The 21,355-nt window shown below is 37.9% G+C and carries 18 protein-coding genes and 1 riboswitch; of the genes, 17 read left to right on the top strand and 1 reads right to left on the bottom strand.

Annotated elements, in window-relative coordinates; translation table 11 throughout:
- The first annotated feature begins 15 nt into the window (after nucleotides 1-15).
- From Gferi_RS05325 to hcp, 13 genes are all read left to right on the top strand, one after another.
- Nucleotides 16-648, top strand: coding sequence for a GNAT family N-acetyltransferase (locus Gferi_RS05325; protein WP_069974595.1), 633 nt, complete (start codon nucleotides 16-18; stop codon nucleotides 646-648).
- Nucleotides 649-1,047: 399 nt separating this feature from the next.
- Nucleotides 1,048-1,175, top strand: a riboswitch (cyclic di-AMP (ydaO/yuaA leader).
- Nucleotides 1,176-1,302: 127 nt separating this feature from the next.
- On the top strand, nucleotides 1,303-1,749 hold the full coding sequence (locus Gferi_RS05320) for a CBS domain-containing protein (RefSeq protein WP_069974594.1): 447 nt from the start codon (nucleotides 1,303-1,305) through the stop codon (nucleotides 1,747-1,749).
- Between the two features lie 247 nt (nucleotides 1,750-1,996).
- The gene (locus tag Gferi_RS05315; RefSeq protein WP_069974593.1) at nucleotides 1,997-2,647 is read left to right on the top strand and encodes a potassium channel family protein; all 651 of its coding nucleotides are present in this window, start codon (nucleotides 1,997-1,999) and stop codon (nucleotides 2,645-2,647) included.
- 271 nt (nucleotides 2,648-2,918) lie between these two features.
- A complete protein-coding gene (locus Gferi_RS05310; protein ID WP_069974592.1) occupies nucleotides 2,919-3,224 on the top strand; it encodes a PadR family transcriptional regulator in 306 nt (101 codons plus the stop codon).
- 39 nt (nucleotides 3,225-3,263) lie between these two features.
- Entirely contained in the window at nucleotides 3,264-5,057 is a 1,794-nt protein-coding gene (locus tag Gferi_RS05305) for an ABC transporter ATP-binding protein (protein ID WP_069974591.1), read from the top strand.
- A complete protein-coding gene (locus tag Gferi_RS05300) occupies nucleotides 5,057-6,853 on the top strand; it encodes an ABC transporter ATP-binding protein (protein WP_069974590.1) in 1,797 nt (598 codons plus the stop codon). The genes Gferi_RS05305 and Gferi_RS05300 overlap by 1 nt, the downstream gene beginning before the upstream one ends.
- 11 nt (nucleotides 6,854-6,864) lie before the next feature.
- Nucleotides 6,865-8,283, top strand: coding sequence for a sensor histidine kinase (locus Gferi_RS05295; RefSeq protein ID WP_069974589.1), 1,419 nt, complete (start codon nucleotides 6,865-6,867; stop codon nucleotides 8,281-8,283).
- Complete coding sequence (locus Gferi_RS05290; protein ID WP_069974588.1) at nucleotides 8,264-8,902, top strand: response regulator; 639 nt, start codon at nucleotides 8,264-8,266, stop codon at nucleotides 8,900-8,902. The genes Gferi_RS05295 and Gferi_RS05290 overlap by 20 nt, the downstream gene beginning before the upstream one ends.
- A 150-nt stretch (nucleotides 8,903-9,052) precedes the next feature.
- The gene (locus Gferi_RS05285) at nucleotides 9,053-9,403 is read left to right on the top strand and encodes an FMN-binding protein (RefSeq protein ID WP_069974587.1); all 351 of its coding nucleotides are present in this window, start codon (nucleotides 9,053-9,055) and stop codon (nucleotides 9,401-9,403) included.
- Nucleotides 9,404-9,476: 73 nt separating this feature from the next.
- Complete coding sequence (locus Gferi_RS05280; RefSeq protein ID WP_069974586.1) at nucleotides 9,477-10,886, top strand: FAD-dependent oxidoreductase; 1,410 nt, start codon at nucleotides 9,477-9,479, stop codon at nucleotides 10,884-10,886.
- Nucleotides 10,887-11,789: 903 nt separating this feature from the next.
- Entirely contained in the window at nucleotides 11,790-13,490 is a 1,701-nt protein-coding gene (locus Gferi_RS05270; protein ID WP_069974584.1) for a bifunctional diguanylate cyclase/phosphohydrolase, read from the top strand.
- 402 nt (nucleotides 13,491-13,892) lie between these two features.
- Nucleotides 13,893-14,594: an iron-sulfur cluster repair di-iron protein gene (gene ric / locus Gferi_RS05265; protein ID WP_069974583.1), complete on the top strand. Its 702-nt coding sequence runs from the start codon at nucleotides 13,893-13,895 to the stop codon at nucleotides 14,592-14,594.
- A gap of 227 nt (nucleotides 14,595-14,821) precedes the next feature.
- The gene (gene hcp / locus Gferi_RS05260) at nucleotides 14,822-16,483 is read left to right on the top strand and encodes a hydroxylamine reductase (protein WP_069974582.1); all 1,662 of its coding nucleotides are present in this window, start codon (nucleotides 14,822-14,824) and stop codon (nucleotides 16,481-16,483) included.
- Between the two features lie 61 nt (nucleotides 16,484-16,544).
- On the opposite strand, the gene cooS is transcribed toward hcp, so the two are convergent.
- Nucleotides 16,545-18,677 carry an anaerobic carbon-monoxide dehydrogenase catalytic subunit gene (cooS, locus tag Gferi_RS05255; protein WP_069974581.1) on the bottom strand — a complete coding sequence of 711 codons (2,133 nt, stop codon included), beginning with the start codon at nucleotides 18,675-18,677 and terminating at the stop codon, nucleotides 16,545-16,547.
- 182 nt (nucleotides 18,678-18,859) lie between these two features.
- Between cooS and Gferi_RS05250 the strand changes: the two genes are divergently transcribed.
- The 4 genes from Gferi_RS05250 (at nucleotide 18,860) to Gferi_RS05235 (ending at nucleotide 21,312) form a co-directional block, all read left to right on the top strand.
- Nucleotides 18,860-20,077: an NAD(P)/FAD-dependent oxidoreductase gene (locus Gferi_RS05250; protein WP_069974580.1), complete on the top strand. Its 1,218-nt coding sequence runs from the start codon at nucleotides 18,860-18,862 to the stop codon at nucleotides 20,075-20,077.
- Between the two features lie 22 nt (nucleotides 20,078-20,099).
- The gene (locus Gferi_RS05245) at nucleotides 20,100-20,312 is read left to right on the top strand and encodes a DUF1450 domain-containing protein (protein ID WP_069974579.1); all 213 of its coding nucleotides are present in this window, start codon (nucleotides 20,100-20,102) and stop codon (nucleotides 20,310-20,312) included.
- Between the two features lie 220 nt (nucleotides 20,313-20,532).
- Nucleotides 20,533-20,874, top strand: coding sequence for a CGGC domain-containing protein (locus Gferi_RS05240; protein WP_069974578.1), 342 nt, complete (start codon nucleotides 20,533-20,535; stop codon nucleotides 20,872-20,874).
- 99 nt (nucleotides 20,875-20,973) lie between these two features.
- Nucleotides 20,974-21,312 carry a cupin domain-containing protein gene (locus tag Gferi_RS05235; protein WP_069974577.1) on the top strand — a complete coding sequence of 113 codons (339 nt, stop codon included), beginning with the start codon at nucleotides 20,974-20,976 and terminating at the stop codon, nucleotides 21,310-21,312.
- Nucleotides 21,313-21,355 lie beyond the last annotated feature (43 nt).

Below are 21,355 nucleotides of genomic sequence, written 5' to 3'. Positions count from 1 at the left end.
AGGAGATGAATCGTTATGGATGTTGTTGATAATAACCGGATTATTTATAGGCGGGAGAATAATGTGATCGTGCTGGATTCAATTAGGGTGAGAAGTGCAACAGAAGAAGATTTAGGACCGATTTATGAGGTCGCATGTTCTGTAGGACATGAAGAAAAGAATGCACACCAGGGATTTCTAATGGATGATTATACAGAGAAACCTAAATACTATCAGAGCTTTTTCAAAAAAAAGATAGCAAATCTGGAACATTTTTATGTAGCAGAAGAAAATGGAGCCGTGGTGGGCTTTATAATGGCATATAAGAAAAAAGATTGGCTTGAAGAGAATCCAGACTGGATAAGCGATATTGTATGGAGTCCAGAATTTGATATAGATCGGATAGATGACTTTATTGTAGTTGACAAGATTGCGGTAAGCGCGGAAAATACAAGCCAAGGGATAGGGAGCATGATGCATAACTATCTGCTTGCGTGTTTAAATAGTAAAGGTATTCGAGATATTTTCCAAGAGGTAATTGTTAGCCCTACACCGAATTTCGCTTCCCTTGCCTTTAAGCATAAACAGGATTTTTCCTTAGCTGGGGTTCGATATGAAGATCATAACAAACAGCTATATACAGATTTAATCTATCACAAATCAATATAGCTTTTTAAACGAGACAAAAAGTAGTGTGCTTAACCAATTTCTTTTATAATTGAATGAAAGATCAAGATAAAAGGGACGAGATCCAAATAATAATCTGAATAAAGCGCGAGAGATTGGTAGATTACAGCGAGCTCACAGAATAGGACAGTAGAGTCATTATTACACAGGTGACTTTATTGTCCTTTTATTGTGTATATTAAGTGAAGAATGCACCCTGATTTGCTGCACCGTAGCCCATTGTTATATGCATATGAGAAATCGATTATTTAAGAGGAATAGCCTAAGAAGACAATTTAATTACATTTAATTGGGTACCTTGGGAGTAGCCGAGATCATAGCTGATGAATTTCCCTTTGACGTTACTATGAGATAAGAATATAATAATGAAGTATGTAAGAACTGAAAAGTTTGCCGAATTCCAACATGGAAGCGGGGGAACCAACTATTGGGGCGAATTCCGAAAGGATCGGATACTCTTTCAATCCAAGCCCGTCAGCTAACCTCGTAGGTGTAGAAAGAGAGACATGGTAGATATTTTGGACCCTGGTTTCTCCATGGTTTTTTTGTTTTTATAAATCAATTTATCAATTTATATATAAGAATAATAAGATACTGGCTTGAAAATGCCAGTGAATTCGTTTAGGAGAGGATACCGTGAATGTTGCATTTTTCTTGACACCAAAAAAAGATGTTATTTATACTACCATCAACGCAACAATGCGACAGATTTTAGAAAGGATGGAGTATCACAGATATACTGCAATTCCTATAATCGATGAGGAAGGGAAATATGTAGGAACGCTTACCGAAGGAGATTTGCTTTGGAAGCTGAAAGATACACCGGAGTTAACATTCCTTGATACAAGTAAAATTATGCTAAAAGACATTCCGCTGCATAGGCAAAACAAACCCGTTTCAATCAATGCTTCCATCGAGGATTTAATCAGTTTATCGGTCAATCAAAATTTTGTACCGGTGATTGATGACCAACAGATATTTATTGGAATCATAAAGCGAAGTGATATCATTAATTATTGCTATCGGTTAGCATTTCATAAGCATCAAAATATAGAAATAGATACAAAAACGGATACCCGGTGAGGCTTCATTCAATACACACTAAGCTGATATACTCTTTATGCAGTATTTCTTATGGAATTTGGATTTATCATGATATTAGTTCCGGCGTACAATAATCTAAATACAATGGGAACACTAAGAATAAAAGGAAAGATTTTATCAATTGCACGGAGCAGTACTCCTGGAAATGGTCAGTAGCGTATTGACAATTGTAGGTGTAAGTGGTCATCCGAAAGAAAAAGTAATCGTAGGATAAAGGAGTGTATGTATGAAGCAATATGTAGTAATCGGATGTGGAAGATTTGGATCAAGCGTTGCACGAGCTCTCTATGGAATGGGTTATGATGTAATGGCAATCGATCGGGATGAAGACGTAGTACAAGATATAGCAGATTCGGTTACCCATGCAGTGCAGGCGGATGTGACTGACGAAGCCTCTATTAAAGCATTAGGTATAAGGAATTTTGACGTGGCAATTATTGCGATTGGTTCCGACATACAATCCTCTATATTAGCCACCCTTATTGTAAAAGAATTAGGGGTGAAGTATGTTGTAGCTAAAGCGCAGAATCAGCTGCACGGCAACGTATTGGCAAAGACTGGTGCTGACCGTATTGTATATCCTGAAAGAGATATGGGCGTTCGAGTTGCTCATAATTTAGGCTCCTCTAACATTCTGGATTATATTGACCTATCTCCTGAATATAGTATCTTAGAAATCAATGCATTGACGGAATGGGAAGGGAAGAGCCTAGAGACGCTAAATATACGGGGTAAATATGGAATTAATGTAATGGCGATTAAGCAAGGAACAGAGATTAATATTACACCCAGTCCAACGGATAAGATAAAGAAGAATGACGTAATGGTAGTCATAGGACATAACAAGGATCTGCAAAAACTGGCAGAGAGGTCATAATTAGGAAAAACTCCCGATAAATATTTAAATTATTTTAAGTTGAATAAATAAAAGAGTTGATAAACCGTATGCTAACGGATTTTATGGGAAGAAACAGCTTGTCTCTTCTAGGTTGGAGGCAAGATAATATTTATTAAGGGGATGCACATTGTGCATCCCCTTTAAAATGCATCTTATAATGAATAAAGACTATTGCCAGATGGGGAGTGAAGAAGTATAATATTTATATCGAAATACGATATCGACATTCGATAAAAGAAAGGTGATGTTGATGAAAGATAAAGTCTTAAGAAAGCTCTTTTTAGGTTTCATTCAAATTCATATACTCCATCATGCATCTAAAGAACCGGTATTTGGCCTATGGATGATAGAAGAATTGCAGGAGCATGGTTATGAAATAAGTGCAGGAACCTTATATCCAATTTTCCACAATCTTGAAAAGAACGGACTGTTAACTGCCAGTGAAAAAGTAATCGAAGGAAAAGTAAGAAAATATTATGGTATTACTGCTGAAGGAAAAGAAGTACTAAAGCTGGCTAAGGAAAAGGCTATGGAACTAATCGATGAACTGGAGTAACAGAAGGAAGCATTGCTTTACATAAAGGGGGATAGTGTTATGGAATTTAATTTTTTTCAATTACCGGAGGAGAATCCGCTAAGGATTAAGTCCTATCTCAAAAAATATAAAAAACAGTTTATTATTCAAGCCGTTGCCGGCATCCTGTACAATACTGTGATTGTGGCTGGTCCTATTCTTCTGGGAAAAGCGCTGGATGCAGCTGGAACCTTAGAAAAACATGGAGTCAGCCGGGAAAATATTCGAAGACTAGTTATGTATTGTCTTTTATTTGTGGGGATTACCATCTTTTTCCAGTATGCCCGATATGTAAAGCGGTGGTACTTAAGAGACATGAGCAACAGAATAGCTTGTGATATGAGAGCGGGAATTTTATCAAAAACATTAGAACAGTCTATGACGCGGTTAGACCGTGAATCTGTGGGAGATTTAATGTCAAGAACCGTTGGAGACGTAGAGCAGGTCGTATCTACCATGCAATCCACGATTAATGAAGCATGGGATACATGGCTGCTAATGATCTCTTACTATGCAGTATTACTCTATTACGATCCCATGATCACATTAGTGTGCTCCATACCAATACCTATAGCCATTTATGCGGCTGAGGCTGTACGTCATCCCCTCTACCGCTTTTCGACAAACTCTAGAAAATCAGCTTCCGTTGTTAGTTCCCATCTACAGAAAACTTTAAATGGATTAACTACTCTAAGGCTATTTGGACGGGAAGATATTGAGAATGAAAGGTTAAAAGCCTACAGTAGGGATCAAATGCACTGGAATATAAAAACCAGCCTCCTGCAAACGGGGATGATGCCGGTATATTCTACCCTTGCTTCATTAGGGGTTATCGGAGTAATCGGTTTAGGCGGAAACCAGGTAATCAGTGGAAGATGGTCACTGGGACAGTTTACAGCATTTCTTATGATGTTTATTGCTATGTCTACAAGAACTTGGGTAGCAGCGAGAGTATTCAACCAATTCCATACAGCAAAAGCATCATGGGACCGGATTAAGGAAAAGTTGAATGCTGCTGTTCTGAATGAAGAAATTTCAGTGACTCGAGAGAAGGAACAAATCGATGTGCCGGATATCAAAATAGAAAACATGGATTTTAAATATACAAATAATACTCAGAATGTATTAAAAAATATTAGCTTTACTGGCAAAAAAGGAATGATGGTCGGCATTACCGGTCCTGTTGGAGCAGGAAAAAGTGCTCTGGCGACGGTTCTGACGGGACTATATCCATACGAAGGAAGTATCAAAATCTTTGGTAGAGAGCTAAGTGACCTGGATTCTAGGGAGCGTAAAGCAATGATTGCTTGTTCAGGGCAAGATGCCTTCCTATTTTCTTCCAGCATAGAAGAAAACATTGCATTTAAAGTACTGGATGAGGATTCACCGGAGTATGAAAGGTTACAGAAGATATTATATATTACTGCCCTGAGTGATGATATAGAGCTATTCCCAAATGGGATACAGACAGTAGTAGGAGAAAAAGGTATACGGATCTCCGGTGGACAGAAGCAAAGGATATCTATAGCTAGAGCTTTGTACGCAGATACGCCTGTTATCATATTGGATGATCCCTTTTCTGCGGTTGATATAGGCACTGAGCAGAGAATGATTGAAAGAATGCGCCAGGAATTGAAGGATAAAACCATATTTCTGTTTTCCCATCGTTTAGAGATATTTAAGCATATTGATCAAATACTCGTGCTAGACCAAGGAAGATTACTGGAACAAGGAGATCATTGCACATTGATGCAAGCCGATGGGATTTATCAGAAAATATTCAATGCGCAAAAGTGGATGGAGGGTGAAAAATAATGGCAATGCCTCAGGTTAACAGCGAAAAACAGCATCCATTTTCTGTTATACGAATGGTTTTAAAAAACACCTGGAAGCGGTTAAGGAGATTCTATCTGTTATTGATTTTGACTGCCCTTTCTCTTACTTTACTTGAGTTGTTACCGCCTATGCTCCTAAAGAGAATACTGGATGTTCATTTAAAGAACGGACAGATGGATCAAGTATGGAGGGCTGCATTTTACTATCTTGCTGCTTCTATAGGCAGCAGCCTTTTTACCTTTGCCCAAACTTATTTAACAACCTATATAGGGCAGAATATACTTATTGATTTGCGGCTCCTTATGGCTGAACATATTTCAAAGCTGCCAATGAATTATTATAATAAAACACCTGTCGGCGAAATTATGAGCTATATGAGCTCGGATGTAGACTCTGTAAATACACTTTTCTCATCCGGCTTAATCGGTGGATTTAGTGATCTAATGAAAGTTTTTGGAATCGCTGCAGCGATGTATTTAATAAGCCCGAGATTATTTTTTATAGCATTACTGGCAATTCCAGTAATATTTATTATAGCGAATTATTTTAGAAAAAATATTTTAAGGGCCCAGATGGAAATTCGTAAAGCCGTAGGGAAAATAAATGCCTATTTACAAGAGCTCTTTAATGGTATTCGCGTCGTTAAGTTTTATGGAAAGGAAGGTCAGTATGAGAATAAATTTCAGGACCCATTAAGAGAACATTTAAAATCAATTAATTATGCTGCTGTTTTTGACGCCTATTTCCCTTGTGTAACGCAAATCATTAGAGCAATTACTATTGCTGTGATTATACTGTTAGGTGCGAAAACAAGCAGTTTTGATGCTACAGTCGTCACCATAGGAAGCCTTGCAGCCTTTGCGGATCTGGTTGGTCGCTTATTAAGCCCTGTTGAGGCTTTGAGCCAAGAATTCCAAACAATACAACAAGCTATGGCAGGGCTAAAGCGCATAACAGGTTTCTTAGGAGAAGAAGTTGAGGACAAAGGGGAGCTGCAATATCTGGATAACCGGTTATCACTAGAAAAAAATGGAGCCGAGATAAAGATTAAAGACATTCGTTTTGGATATGCACCTGATAAAGAAATTTTAAAAGGAGTGTCCCTAGCCCTAGGGAAAGGAAAGAAAGTTGCAATTATCGGTAGGACAGGAGCAGGAAAGACAAGTCTTATGAACTTGATTGCTGGATTGTATAAGCCCTTTGCAGGTGAAATTAGTATATCTGGCATGGACCCTTACCGTTTGCGGGCATCGGATAGAAGAAAGCTAATCGGTATCGTGCCGCAAAATGCCCAGATTTTTGAAGGCACAATAAAAGAAAATATAACTTTGAGAGATGAACAGATTGCACAGGAAGAGATAGAAAAAGCTGCAAAATTAGTGGGTTTGCATGAGTTTATCATTTCTCTTGCCGATGGATACGACACCCCAGTAGGGATTCAGGGAATAAAGTTATCTTTTGGGCAAGCACAACTAATAGCCTTAGCAAGGGCGGTTGTGTCTGACCCTCCTGTACTGTTGTTAGATGAACCAACTTCCGGCATGGATGCGCTGACAGAACGTGTTATTTTTAATGCCTTTAGAGCCATTGGAGAAAAGAGAACCATTGTTACCATCAGTCATCGTTTATCGGGAATTATTGATGCAGATGAGGTTTATATAATGGCTTCGGGCAAGATCGTTCAGTCTGGAAGTCCGGATAAGTTAGCACGGGAAAAGGGATGGTACAGCATATTTAAGGAGTTGGAAGACTTGGGGTGGAGATTGGATACTTAAGGAGAATGCATATGAATATATATACCGGTAATCAATATATACTGTTGTTTTTTGTCTACGGCCTTGCTTTTTATTCTATGGGCATTTGTGCATTGATACAAAATACAAAGGGCGAAAGTAATTTTCCTCTTCTAAAATCGATAAAATATCTAGGGTATTTTGGAATCAGCCATGGTACAACAGAATGGTTGCTGATGATTATTATTGCGCAGATTTATCCGGAGTATGAGATTGCTTTAATCCAATCAGCCATAATACTAAATGCATTGTCTTTTACATTTCTCTATGTATTTGGTATAAAGCTCTTGGAATATAGTGAGCGGGTAAAAAATATTCTGAAAGGGCTGCCTTGGATGATTTTTCTAGTATGGCTAGCCGTTTATTTTATTATGCCGCTATTCCATAACGGAGATCTATGGGCAAGACAATGGTTTAAAAGTATGACCAGCAGATATTTCATAGGTCTGCCTGCAGGTTTAATAACTGCAATTGCCCTATATAGAAATGCGAAAACCATGATGGATATGGGGCTGACAAAGATGGCCTTTAAATTAAAAGGGTTGGCTTTACTTTTTGCTGTTTATGCCATCCTAGCAGGTTTAATTGTAAAAAAAGTAGATATTTTTCCTGCAATGTTTATTAACAAAGAGTTGTTCAGACAAATTTTTGGTGTTCCTGTGGAGCTTGGAAGAACTGTTGCTGCATCGGGTATAACAATTTTATTTATTAGTATTATTGATGTTTTCCAATGGGAAACAAATAGGAAGATTGCTATGCTAAATGAGCAGCAGGCAGCGAGTCGGGAAAGGAGAAGGCTCGGGCATGAATTACATGATGTAGTTTTACAAGACTTATTTGCAGTGGGATTACAATTGGAGAGTATGTTAGATGATGACAATTTTAATTCTCAAAGAGCGCATATACAGAGCATGAAGAACAGCTTAAATAACACAATTCTTAAAATACGCGATTTTCTAGGAAAAGTATCTTCTAGAAAAATGGAGATAGAGGATCTCAAATATAAGATACACGAACTTGTTCATAATTATGGAAAGACGGGCAATGTTGGAATAGAACTTCTATATCAGATACCGGATATTACTTTGGGACATCTCTCATCTGAGAAATTAATACAGATTTACTATATCATACAGGAAGCAATCAATAATGCGATCAAGCATGCCGATGCTACGCATATTGCTGTTACCATAAATACAACATTAAAATGCGTGGTTGCAACCGTGAAAGATAATGGGAAAGGATTCGATAAAAATAAAATGAGCCATACAGACGGTTATGGACTATTTTCAATGAGAGAACGAGCAAAGGCGATCAATGGTATGCTGGAAATAGACAGCAATCAAAAAGGTACGATGATCGTTTTAAGTATTCCTTGGGAGGAGCATAAAGATGGAAGCAAAGAGTATTAAAGTACTATTAGTGGATGATCATGCCATTGTAAGATGGGGAATAAGTACGCTGATTGAGAAAAAACCGGGATTCGTAGTTTGTGGAGAAGCCGGATCACTGACAGAAGCCTATCAAAAGATGGAAGCATTAAAGCCTGAAATTGTGCTGCTTGACTTAAAATTGCCCGACGGTGACGGTGCTACCGGTTGTCGGCAAATAAAAAAAATATCGCCGGATACGAAGATAATAGTACTTACAGCATATGCAGATGATTTACTGCTGCTTGAAACCATTAAAGCCGGTGCAGATGGATATTTGCTTAAAAATATAGATAGCAAAGCGATCATTTCTGCAATAGAGAATGTGGCTAAAGGAGCATCTATACTTGACCCTGCTATGGTTGGAAAAGTGATGAACGTCGTTAGGACAAACAGTGAATTTACAGAAGGATTAACTGTACAGGAACAGAAGATATTGGATTTAATCGGGTTAGGAAAAACAAACAAAGAGATTGCTGAGGAATTGTTTATAGCTGAAAAAACAGTAAGGAATTATGTCAGTAAAATCATGAAAAAGATAGATGTTACAAATAGAACTGAAGCTGCATTATATTGGTCAAAACAAAAGTCCCTCAAATGAGGGACTTTTGTCCTTTGAATTGAGGACGTTTGACAAATATCGCTATAAAGATTTCAATGATATGATATTTTTATAACAAGCATTGGCAGTATTTTAAGAAAACAGTATTTATGCAGTTTATTCAACTTATTTTTAAAGGGAGGAAAGCAGATGTTTAAGAAAAGAATGGCTATTATTATGGCACTACTTATAGTGGCAGCAGTAGGCACTGGATGCTCCGCTAAAGCAGGAAAATATGCGGATGGAACATATACTGGAACTGGGGAAGGAAAATATGGTCCAATAAAAATGGAAGTTATTGTAGAAAAGGGAAACATAAAAGCGGTTAACGCACTAGAGCACAGCGAGACACCGGGATTATCCGATCCGGTATTTGAAAAAATTTCAAAAGCTATTGTTGAAAAACAAACTCCAGAGGTAGATGCTGTAAGCGGAGGAACGGTTACGAGTCAGGGTATTATTGATGCGGCAAAAGATGCATTGAAAAGTGCAGTAAAGTAGATGTGGTCTAGACCTGCACAGGGTAAGCGGCTAACCCAATGAAAACCCTCAAAACTAAAAAGGAGTGAAAAAAATGCGTCGTTTAGGAATGGCAATCGTACTAATTCTTGTATTAATCACTGGTATTTTAGCAGGCTGTAGCACACCGGCAAGCCAACCACAGCCAGCACAGAGCAGTAAGGATCTTTCAACAGATGTATTAGTAATTGGCGGTGGTGGTGCAGGCCTTGTATCGGCAATCACAGCTGCTGAAAATGGAGCAAACGTTGTCTTAGTTGAGAAGATGCCAGCAGTGGGTGGAAATACAATTATATCGGCTACTGGAATTACCGCTTCCGATACCCAGCTACATAAGGATTCGGGGATATCCTTTACAGTAGAAGATCATTATAAAAGAACAATAGAAACAGGAAAAGGGCTGGCAGACGAAAAATTAGTGAGAATTCTTGTTGAGAATAGTAGTGATGCCTATGATTGGCTGGTTTCTTTAGGATTAAGCTACAAGATCCAGAGTGCGGAAGAGCCTTTCTGGATCGTCCCTACAGAAGGACACTATGGTGCTGAACTGATTAAAGCTTATCAGGCTGAAGCCGGAAAACATAAAAACTTAGAGATTAAGCTGAATACAAAGGCAACTGAGTTAGTTACAGAGGAAGGTAAAATAGTGGGAGCAAAGGTGCAAGGGCAAGACGGAGAGTATGTAATCAAGGCGAAGGCAGTTATATTGGCTACTGGAGGATTGAACAATGCACCTGATATGATTGCAGAATATAACCCGAACTATAAGGGTGTTCATGCAGAAATGACAACACCTGGACCAACAGGAGACGGTATAAAAATGGCCGTTGAAGTTGGCGCTAAATTAAGAGATATGGATCTCTTCCAAATGAGACCACTTTCTTCTAATGGAAATTGGTATAGAGAAACAATTATTACAGAAGAAGGAAAAGGCGGTATTCTAGTGAATCTAGATGGAGACAGATTCGTTGACGAAACCATGAAAATTTGGGATTTGGCTTCAGAAATACTAAAGCAAAAAGAAGGAACAGCCTATATCATATTTGACACGGATGTATATGATACCAAAGATGGTAAGAAAGCTTTTGATTTAGGTAAGGGAATAAAAGCCGATACAATCGAAGAGCTTGCAGTACAACTTGGGTTAGACCCTGCAAAGCTAAAAGATACTGTCGATGCATATAATGCAGGACAAGATCCATTTAATCGAAAAGCAATGGGTAAGATTACTGCAGCACCTTTCTATGGAGTAAAAACACTGCCATCAAGCCATTACACTATGGGTGGTGTAAGTATAAATGAAAATGCACAAGTCCTAAAGGAAGATGGCACTACTATTGAAGGGCTATACGCGGCTGGTGAAATTGTTGGAGGCCTGTATGGTGCAGGGCGTGTTGCAGGAAACAATACGCTAGATGATATCGTATTTGGTAAAATCGCAGCAAAGCATGCAATAGGAAAATAGATTATTTCTTGATAGAAGAAATGAATATTTTTCCCCTAAATATAATCTAACCAGAAAAACGCAGACCAATAACAAATGGTCTGCGTTTTTCTTTTCTTTCTTTGTCATAGGAAGAACCTGCATTAGGTAAATGATTTACTAATAGAATGAAAATCTTAACTCAATTGTCTGAGATTCGTGCAGAATGTCTAATATATCGATGAAAAACTGCAGCTACTCGCTGAAAACGACAATAAACGACACAATTTTCCTAATCTTTCATTTAGAATAGATATTGATTTTAATTTATTACAGTAATATAATTGATTGGTCATGAAATCAACCTTTAAAATAGTTGACAGCAGGCCAAAACCTATAGAGGGAGGATAATAGAGATGCTGAGAATGCCATTATTGGTATTGTTTTTGAGAGCTATCCCCGAGGGAATTATCCTTATGCTTTCATGCTATGCATTGTCAAATACAGTTATAAATAAAAATAAGATTTTTTTATCAGGAATTCTTCTTGGGATTAGTGTTTATATTATTAGATTCATGCCTATCCGTTATGGTATTCATACAATACTATGCCTTATAGTATATATGCTTATGGCTGTCAAATTGAACAATATAAGCATACTTAAGTCGATTCATGCATGCATCATATCTATCATTGTACTTTTCATTTGTGACTGGATAATGACAGTTTTTTATATAAATATATTAAATATATCCTTTGAAGAGGTGCTAAAAGTGCCTGTTAAAAGTGCACTATATAGTATGCCTTCATTATGCATAGCTCTATCGATTAGTCTAACGGTTTTTTATATACAGAAAAGAAAGCTTAAACAGAAAATATAATAGTATGTTAGTAGATATATTTTCGATTAATTTAAGACTAATTTGTAATTATGGATGTGAAGAAATGTATCAATTTGAGAATAAACTTAAAGAAAAAATCTATGAAATGATAGCAGTGGTTAAATTATTTTCATTATTATTTTGCGGAATCATTATTTTAGGAGAATATCATGTTTGGTTTCAGAATGATCCTAATTGGTTTATAAATCCTGCCATACCTGCCATTATAACTTGTATTGGGGCTTTGGTACTAGCTTACAAGGCATGGATATTTGAGTACAATAACGATAAGCTATCTGAAGGGCCTGAAATAGCAGATTTTATCGAAGTTGTGGTGTTTATGTATTTTTTCTCGCTGTTAATTATGTTAACTGGAGCCCATGAAAGCCCTTATAAGTCTCTGTTTTTGTTTATAAGCATAACGACAACCATGCGATTCGGAATGAACTATGGTTTAATCGTTGCTTTTATAAGTTCGGGGTTTTTATTGTCTGTAGATTATATGGCTCTGCCGGCAAATAAAGTAAATCAGTTTTTCGAAGCAGATTTGATACTTTCAGGGATATTTATATTAACTACATGGTTTTTAGGCTGCTATGCTAATATCGAAAAAGAGTATAAGCATGAAATGGCAATATTGGCAAATTCAGATGAACTAACAGGAGTTTATAATCACAGGTATTTTCAGGAGACCCTATCAAGAGAGCTAGAAATATCTGAAAAAATCAATTTCCCAGTTGCATTGCTTTTAATAGATATCGATTATTTTAAAAATTATAATGACTTATATGGACATCAGGCTGGAGATCAAGCTTTGGAAAAAATAGGAAAACTATTAAAAAATGTTATTAGAAATAAGGATATAGTAGCGAGATACGGAGGCGAAGAATTTGCAATTATATTGCCGAATACAACTGAAGAGCAGGCAATAAGCATAGCTGAAAGGGTGCGCACAACAATAGAATGTACGTCATTTGAGGGTGAAGAAAACTTACCTAAGGGAAGTTTAACCGTATCTGTAGGTGTATCAGTCTTTCCTGCAAAGGCTAAAACAAAAACTGAACTCATTAATAGTTCAGATGATGCACTTTATAGAGCTAAGTTTTTCAATAAAAATAGAGTAGAAATATATACCTCCATTTTAGAGGAATTGAAAAAAGACATTCAAGATGAGCATATAGATACAATCAGTTCAATCAAGACATTAATCAGCGTAATTAATGCAAAAGACCGTTATACCTATGGACACACAGAAAGGGTAGTAATCTATTGTAAAATGATTGCAAATAAATTGGGGTTAACACAAAAAGAAGAAAAGATCCTAAAGTATGGCGCCTACTTACACGATATCGGAAAAATTGAGATAAGCAAGGAAATATTAAATAAAAAGATGCCTCTAACAGAAGAAGAATGGAATATGCTAAAAAAACATCCGGAATGCGGAGTCGAGATCATAAAATCAGTTGATTCGCTAAACGATGTAGTTCCACTGATTTTAAATCATCATGAGAGATATGATGGAAATGGATATCCACAGGGTTTAAAGGGCGAGGACATACCTTATCTTACAAGAATTTTAACAATAGCTGATAGTTTTGATGCCATGACTTCAAATCGTCCGTATAGAGATAGAAAAAGTTATGAAGAAGCTGTGGAAGAGTTGAAAAGATGTAGTGCTATACACTTTGATCCATACCTGGTAAAGGTTTTTGTTGAAATGATAGAAGCAAATAAAGACAGTGAAGAGAATTTCAGATCGGTTTGATATTAAAGGAAAAGTAAAACGACGACAAGCGGTATATTTCCTATAAATTGTAGTAAGACATATGATAGGGGCGCTTTATTTGTAAAAAAAATAATGCAAACCGATAAAGCAACATTAAGAATAAATAAGAATAAAACAAATGAGGACAATTATAGCAGAGCGTGAATTATTTGGCATAAGTTATGAAGTTTTTAATGATTATGTAGTATATTTTTATGCGCAATATTGCTTTTTTTGCATTAGAGATTTCTGTACATTGATCAATATAGAGGGGAAAACTGCTGAAATAATGGGAATACCGGTATTACACTAATTTTTTATATTTTGACTCCAATCACATCTTTATTTCTTACTTCCTTTTATAATTAAGTTAAAGATCAAGACAAAGAGGAGGAGTTTAGAATGATAAAAACATTTAATAAAGCGCAAAAAATTGGTGAAATTGCAACCATATTCCCTAAGGCTACAGAAATATTTATGGCGTATGAAATTGATTTTTGCTGTGGAGGAGATCGGGCACTGGAGGTTGTAATTAAAGAACAAAATATCCATGAGGAAGAATTACTCGGTAGACTGAACGATGCTTATGCTGCCTTTGATAAACTGGCAAGTGAAAGTAGAGATTGGCGAATGGCTTCATCTGCAGAGTTAATTGATTTTATTGTAAATAAACATCATACGTTTATGAGAGAAGAACTGCCTACGACAGAAAAGCTGCTGAATAAGATATTAAGAGTCCATTATGTAGAAAATGGAGAGATTCTTTCAAGGCTTCACAAGTTATTTAATAATCTTAAATCTGAAATCGAAGAGCATCTGATTAAAGAAGAGGAGATTCTTTTTCCGCTGATAAAAAAATATGAAAAAAATCCAACGGATGAAACGAAAGAAGATATTTTTAGAGTGATGAATGAAACCGAAAACGAGCATGACAAGGCTGGAGATATCCTAAAAGAAATGAGAAAAATAACAGATGGATATCAGGTGCCTGAATTAGGCTGCAGTTCTTTTGAAAGAACTTATGAAAAATTAAAAGCTATAGAATCAGACCTATTCCATCATATCCACCTAGAAAATAATATTCTTTTCGAAACACTCAAATAGTGTTTAAAAAAAGTATAGATATGTATTCAAAAACCTATATGTAAGTCTAAATTGCCCATAAAAGTGCCAAAAACAGTTGTGATTGGTGTTTTTATGGGTTGTTATTATGATCTCAGGAGATTTTTGTATTTAAAATGATTATGAATAAAAATAGGTGGTATAAATAGGATAACGTTTTTTCACAACTGAAAAATTCTGTTAAAGTATTCAAAGGAGGGAAAAGAAGAATGGAGAATAATATGTTTTGTTTTCAGTGCGAACAAACCTTAGGGGGTAAAGGGTGTACCAGGCATGGTATATGTGGAAAAAGTCCCGAGGTTGCAGGGCTTCAGGACTTGCTCATACATATGCTGCGGGGAGTTGGATTTTATGGGCAGAAAGCTCTGGAAAAAGGACGAAAAATTGATCAAGACACAAATAAATTTGTAATAGATGCCATTTTTTCTACTTTAACCAATGTAAACTTTGATCCGGAAAGATTTGTACAGTACATAGAAAAAGCCGCAGAAATAAAAGCATACATGAAAGAACTCGCTGGAGAAATAGACGGAGTTATTCCAGCGGCTGCAGAATATACTCCACCTATGACCCGGGAAGAGATGTTGAAAGAGGCTAAAAAATTCGGTGTAATGGCAGATACAAGCTTAAATGAAGATATTCGATCTCTGCGCGAGCTTTTAACCTATGGTATGAAGGGTATGGGGGCCTATGGCCATCATGCGCATATATTAGGCAGAATGGATGACACCGTGAGTCATTTCTTCTATAAAGGATTAGCGGCTACTATAGATAACAGCTTATCTGTAGATGATTTAGTTAAATTAAACATGGAATTTGGTCAGGTGAATTTTAAGTGTATGGAGCTTCTGGATCGTGCCAATACAGAGACCTATGGACATCCGGTACCGACAGAAGTATTGATTACGAAGAAGAAGGGGCCATTTATTGTTGTATCCGGACATGACCTGAAGGATCTGAAGCAGCTGCTGGAGCAAACAGAAGGAAAAGGAATCAACATTTATACCCATGGAGAAATGCTGCCGACTCACGCTTATCCAGAACTCAAAAAATATCCGCATCTAGTGGGTAACTTTGGCGGGGCCTGGCAGGATCAGCAAAAAGAATTCGATGGATTGCCTGGCGCAATATTAATGACCACAAACTGTCTCCAAAAGCCTAGGGATAGCTATAAGGATAGAATATTTACTTCCAGTATTGTAGGCTTTCCAGATACAGCGCACATAAAAGAAATAGACGGGATAAAGGATTTTTCACCAATCATTGAAAAAGCTTTAGAGCTTGGCGGATGGCAGGAAGATGAGGAAGATCAGAAGATCTTAGTTGGATTTGGGCACAATACGGTATTAGGTGTAGCAGATAAAGTAATCGATGCAGTAAAGAGCGGTGCTATAAGACATTTCTTCTTAATTGGAGGGTGTGACGGTGCGAAACCGGGAAGAAACTATTATACAGAGTTTGCGGAAAAGGCACCGGAGGACACCATTATTCTAACGCTGGCCTGTGGCAAGTTTAGATTTAATAAGAAAGAGTTTGGTACTATAGGGGAATTGCCTAGATTATTAGATATGGGACAGTGTAACGATGCTTACTCAGCCATTAAAGTAGCCGTTGCCTTATCCGAAGCTTTTGAATGCAGCGTAAATGAACTGCCTCTTTCTTTGATTCTTTCCTGGTATGAGCAGAAAGCTGTATGCATCTTATTAACGCTATTGTCACTAGGTATAAAAAATATTCATCTCGGACCTTCTCTACCAGCATTTGTATCACCCAATGTGTTGCAAGTGTTAGTAGACAACTTCAATATTACACCTATCTCTAATGTTGAAGCGGATATGAGTGCAATCTTAGAAGCAGCAGCGACGGCTTAATATAGAGCGTAGAAAAAGACTATCCTCCGATAGTCTTTTTCTGCGATCTTAGATTATTTAACTAATTCAAACCTAATTCCTTGCGCTTCTTTTCAATATGATCCACATAAATCCGGATCGTTTTTTCTGCATCCATTTCTACTACAACTTTACCAAGTCCCAGGGTTTCCGTAGTCTCTGTCAGGGTTTTTACTACCACATCACTGCCGGTAATCGATGGTACGGGAGCTACATGCACCAGCCAGCCTAAAGCCACTGCAGTGCAGGCATCTGCTACTGCCTTTTGCTCCAGGTATTCCGGTGCACCAATGACCAAGGGCAGCTTATTGGTATCCACATCTAAGGCATCTGCCAGCTCTTTGGCTGTATGGGTCATCTTGCCGATATCTACACAGGCACCATAGGTCAGTACCGGTGGGATGCCCAGCTTCTTGCACACTGCCTTTAAGCCCTCACCGCATTCCTCTGCCGCCTTTGGATTGGTAAGGCCTGTATACTCCATGACACTGGAGGTACAGCCTCCGGACAGCACCAGGATATTGTTTTCGATCAAGCCCTTGGTGATCCTGAAGATGTTGCTGCCTCCCTGTCCATATCTTGCTGTAGTACATCCTACAATGGTTGCAATGCCACGAATATTTCCATTGGCAATTTGCTCGATCAATGGTTTAAAGCTTCCGCCCAAGGCTTTCTTCACAGATTCCGTACTAAAGCCTACCATACAGTCGGATACATGGGGCGGAATATAAGTTTTTCTGTTCTCGGATTTACGCTGCTTGAAGGCTTCTATAGCCATATCCAAAGCCTTTACTGCCTGCTCATTCATTTTTTCCGGAACAAAATCCAAGGTATCCGTTCCCTGCAGCTTAATGACCGGATGGGTGCTTAAGAGCTTTGTACCAAACCGTTTTGCAAAGAGGGGCATAGTGGGTACCGTACAGTTGTAGTCAAACATGAACAAATCTACTACACCGGTAGCCAGCAGGTATTCCTGGGAGAGCCACTCACCTTCCTGACCGCCATAGCCCTTCCGGTTGTGCATCCCTTCATAATTAATCAACTGCTGTCCTTCACAAACATGTCCTAAAATCTGAATACCGTCGGCACCCGCAGCTTTTGCCTTTTGCTGCCATTCATCGGTGGATGCCAGATCAATGGCTACATGGGCAAGCAGGGGCATGTGTCCGTTGGTAATCACATTGATCATATTTTCCTTCAGCAGACCCATGTTTTGCTGCTTCATGGCGATTTCTTGGGTACCCATCAGGATTTCTTGAATGATATCCAGCAGGAACAGACCTTGATACTCATTGGCAACCCCAAGACGTACACTGTTTAATAAAAATTCCACAGGATCAGAAGTGAAATTGGTCATGCAGCGGGTCTGTGCATAGGCCACCTCACTATACCCGCCTCCTGGGAATAAGCCAAGCTGTCTCCAAAGCTCCTTTCTTTTCGTAGGGGCAAAGGCTTCAACGGTTTTAGATTCTATATGATAAGGTGCATGAATATCATTCATTACCCAGTCTGCAAAATCTACAGCCAACGCATTGATTGGCTTATTGGCATTCAGACCTGCCATATCTGCATACTTTTTCAGCTTTTCAGGGTCTCTGATTTTCAAACCGCTTTCAGGATGCTCTCCGGCAGCCTTCAGCGTTCTGGCTGCCTGATGGCAGTGGAAAATATTTGCCGAAGTACCGATGGTAACATGCCGATAAACAAAGTTTCTGGAGACCATCGTATGGGCATCAACCCCACAGACCCCTCTGGGAGCCTTGGAACTGATTCTGCAAGGGCCATTGGCGCAGAGCTGGCAGGATAAACCTTCAATACAGAACTTACACTGGGTAGGCTGCTGCTGGCTGAAACGGTCAAATACATTGGTCATCCCTGCATCGTGAACTACCTGATACATCTCCCGCATGGCCGGGTCGATAATCACATTCAAAGGATAGCCTTCCTTAGACTGATCATCCTTTTGGATATGTTCCCGCTGCCACCTATGTACTTCCTCCATATCCGGCATTTTGTCAATCTTATCATAATCTACAGAAACGCTATTATGGATATCTTCATGTAAACTTGGATCATTATAATCTTTAGCCGTAAGATCCGCAGCAAAAGTTTTATTGTCTCCCCGCATCCTTTCAGCACTTCGTTCATATGACTTTTCAACATCTTTATCTGACATATATACGCCTCCTTAATTTCAAATACAATTTAACCTTTACTATTTTTCCAAAGAATAGCAAAGAATATGCAATAGGGTGTTAGTAGAACAAAGAAGAAATATATTTTCTATTACTGAATAGGTATGTATCCGTCAGATCGTAGCACACTAAATTTGAAATGAATGAAAAAGGAGTGAAGGTTTTGGCAGAAAAGATTGTGGTTATAGGAAATGGCATTGCTGCGGTTACTGCTGTAAAAGCAATGCGGGAGATTGATAAAGAATGTGAAATCCATTTGTTGGGAGAAGAAAGATTCTATCCATATAATCGTATCCGCCTTTCAAAAGGATTACTCTCTACATTGGAAGAGGACAAGATCTTACTTCAAAAAAAGGAGTGGTACGAAGAAAACGGCATCAGACTATACCGAGGAATTAAGATAATTTCGATAGATATTGAGAATAAATCTGTTGCAACTTCAGATGGAAATAATCTTCATTATACAAAACTGCTGTTTGCAAATGGAGCACGAAACTTTGTGCCGCCCATACCTGGCATAGATAAGGAAGGTGTGTATACACTAAAAACACTTGAGAATGCATGGGATATCACTGAACATGTAAGAGATAAAAACACAATCCTAAACATTGGTGGAGGAATTCAAGGACTTGAAACTGCATGGAGTTTATCACAAATGGGAAAGAAGATTATTATCGCTGAACTCCTACCTAGGCTGATGCCGAGACAGTTGGATGAAAAGGCGTCTAAAATACTAGAAAAGGTAGTTAAGTCTTTTGGCATAGAAATTATGATAGGTACTCAAATCACTGAAATAACGGGTACGGATAAAGTTCTGGGCTTTAAGACATCGGCGGGACAGTCTGATCAATGTGACATGGTCCTCTATTCCGTAGGGGTCAAGCCTAATATTGAAATATTAAAAGAGACACCGGTCCTAACAAATAAGGGCATTGTTGTAAATGAAAAAATGGAGACAAACGTTAGCGATATCTATGCGGCGGGAGATATTGCTGAGTACCATAGCGAAATATACGGATTATGGAATATCGCAATAGGACATGGAAAAGTTGCTGGATATAATATAATGGGAAAAAACAGTACCTATGAGCACATCGTACCAGTAACGACGTTAAATGCTTTTAATCTATCTCTATTTTCGATGGGAATCGTTGAAGAAGATCAGGCAACGAATATCGTATTAGAGGATCAGTCGGAAGAAAATATCTATAATAAAGTATATATCAAAAATAATAAGGTCATAGGTGCTATTGTAATCGGCGATATTAGACATTCACCGGCCCTTAAGACTGCCATAGAGAAAGAAATAGATTTAGGTGATGTTGATTTAAATCGGGTATCTTTTGGTGAGCTGCTAGAAATAATAAAAGAGAGAAAATAAAAAAGCAAGGAGTGTAATCGTGATGGCAGAAATCAAATTTTGTGAGAACAATTTTGGTCATGGAACCGACGAAATTGTAGATAAATTAAAGAATGAAGGTATAGAGCCAGAGGTTGAATCCTGCTTAGGATATTGTGGGGATTGTGCAGTAGGGCCCTTTGCATTAGTAGATGATGAATTGGTTCAAGCAGATACCGCAGAGGAGTTATACGAAAAAATAAGAGCGCAATTATGATGATGAGATGATGAAAACCACCTATTAAGGTGGTTTTTTAATGAAGGTGAATCAATATCTATTATGTATCATAGAAGTCGAATAAAATTTACAGAAAAAAATTTATTTGTGATTATAATCACTTAATAAATTTAGAATACATGATATTTTAAATTAAATAATAAAGTGCCAAAGTAGCGTATAAGGTATGCTCTTGTTTTAATGTGGGGGTGGGATTAAAATGAAAATTGCAATTTTAGTAAATGAAGACACAATGAATCGCTGCACTGGAAAAGGCTGCTTTACCGCATTTTATCAAAGAATTGATGCTTTTTCGGGGTATGATGCCGAGGCCGAGCTAGTGGGCTTCACCCATGCGGGGGGAGCTTTAGAATACAAAATCGAAAAGCTGGTCAATAATGGTGTGGAGGTGGTACATCTTTCATCCTGCCTCAGAGCAAAGTATCCGGATTACGAAGGTTTAGCCCATCGTCTTGCTCAACATTTTAAGGTTGTGGGCTATACTCATGGATCAGAAAAAGGCAAGCGCAGAAACACAATTCATTTGGAAAAAAAGACGTAATGAAATTTACAAAAAACAAAAAGTAACCCAGGATACAGAAACCGTATCAAGGAAATGATAGTATTATTTATGAAATTAAAATATGAAGGAGGGTTCCCTATGGAGCAACTGATTAAAAACATTGAACTTTCAAAAGTACTGGATATGGAGTCACTAGTTACATATCTGGAAGGACAGGTTATTAGCAGAACTTTAGCACAAGGAAAAAATCTGAGCTTAACTTTATTTGCATTTGATAAGGGAGAAGAAATAAGCTCCCACTCTTCAAGTGGAGATGCGATGGTTTACTTGCTTGATGGAGAAGCGGATATAACAATAGGAGAAGCGCATTTTAACGTAAAAAAGGGCGAAACGATTGTGATGCCGGCAGGGGTGCCCCATGCATTATTAGCTAAAGAACAATTCAAAATGCTTTTAGTTGTAGTATTTAGACCATAAAAATATTAGCAAAATTAAATACGTAAAAAAACAGCTCCATTGA

Source organism: Geosporobacter ferrireducens (assembly GCF_001750685.1).
GTDB classification, from domain to species: Bacteria; Bacillota; Clostridia; order Peptostreptococcales; family Thermotaleaceae; genus Geosporobacter; species Geosporobacter ferrireducens.
This window is presented reverse-complemented; position numbering and strand designations above follow the sequence as displayed.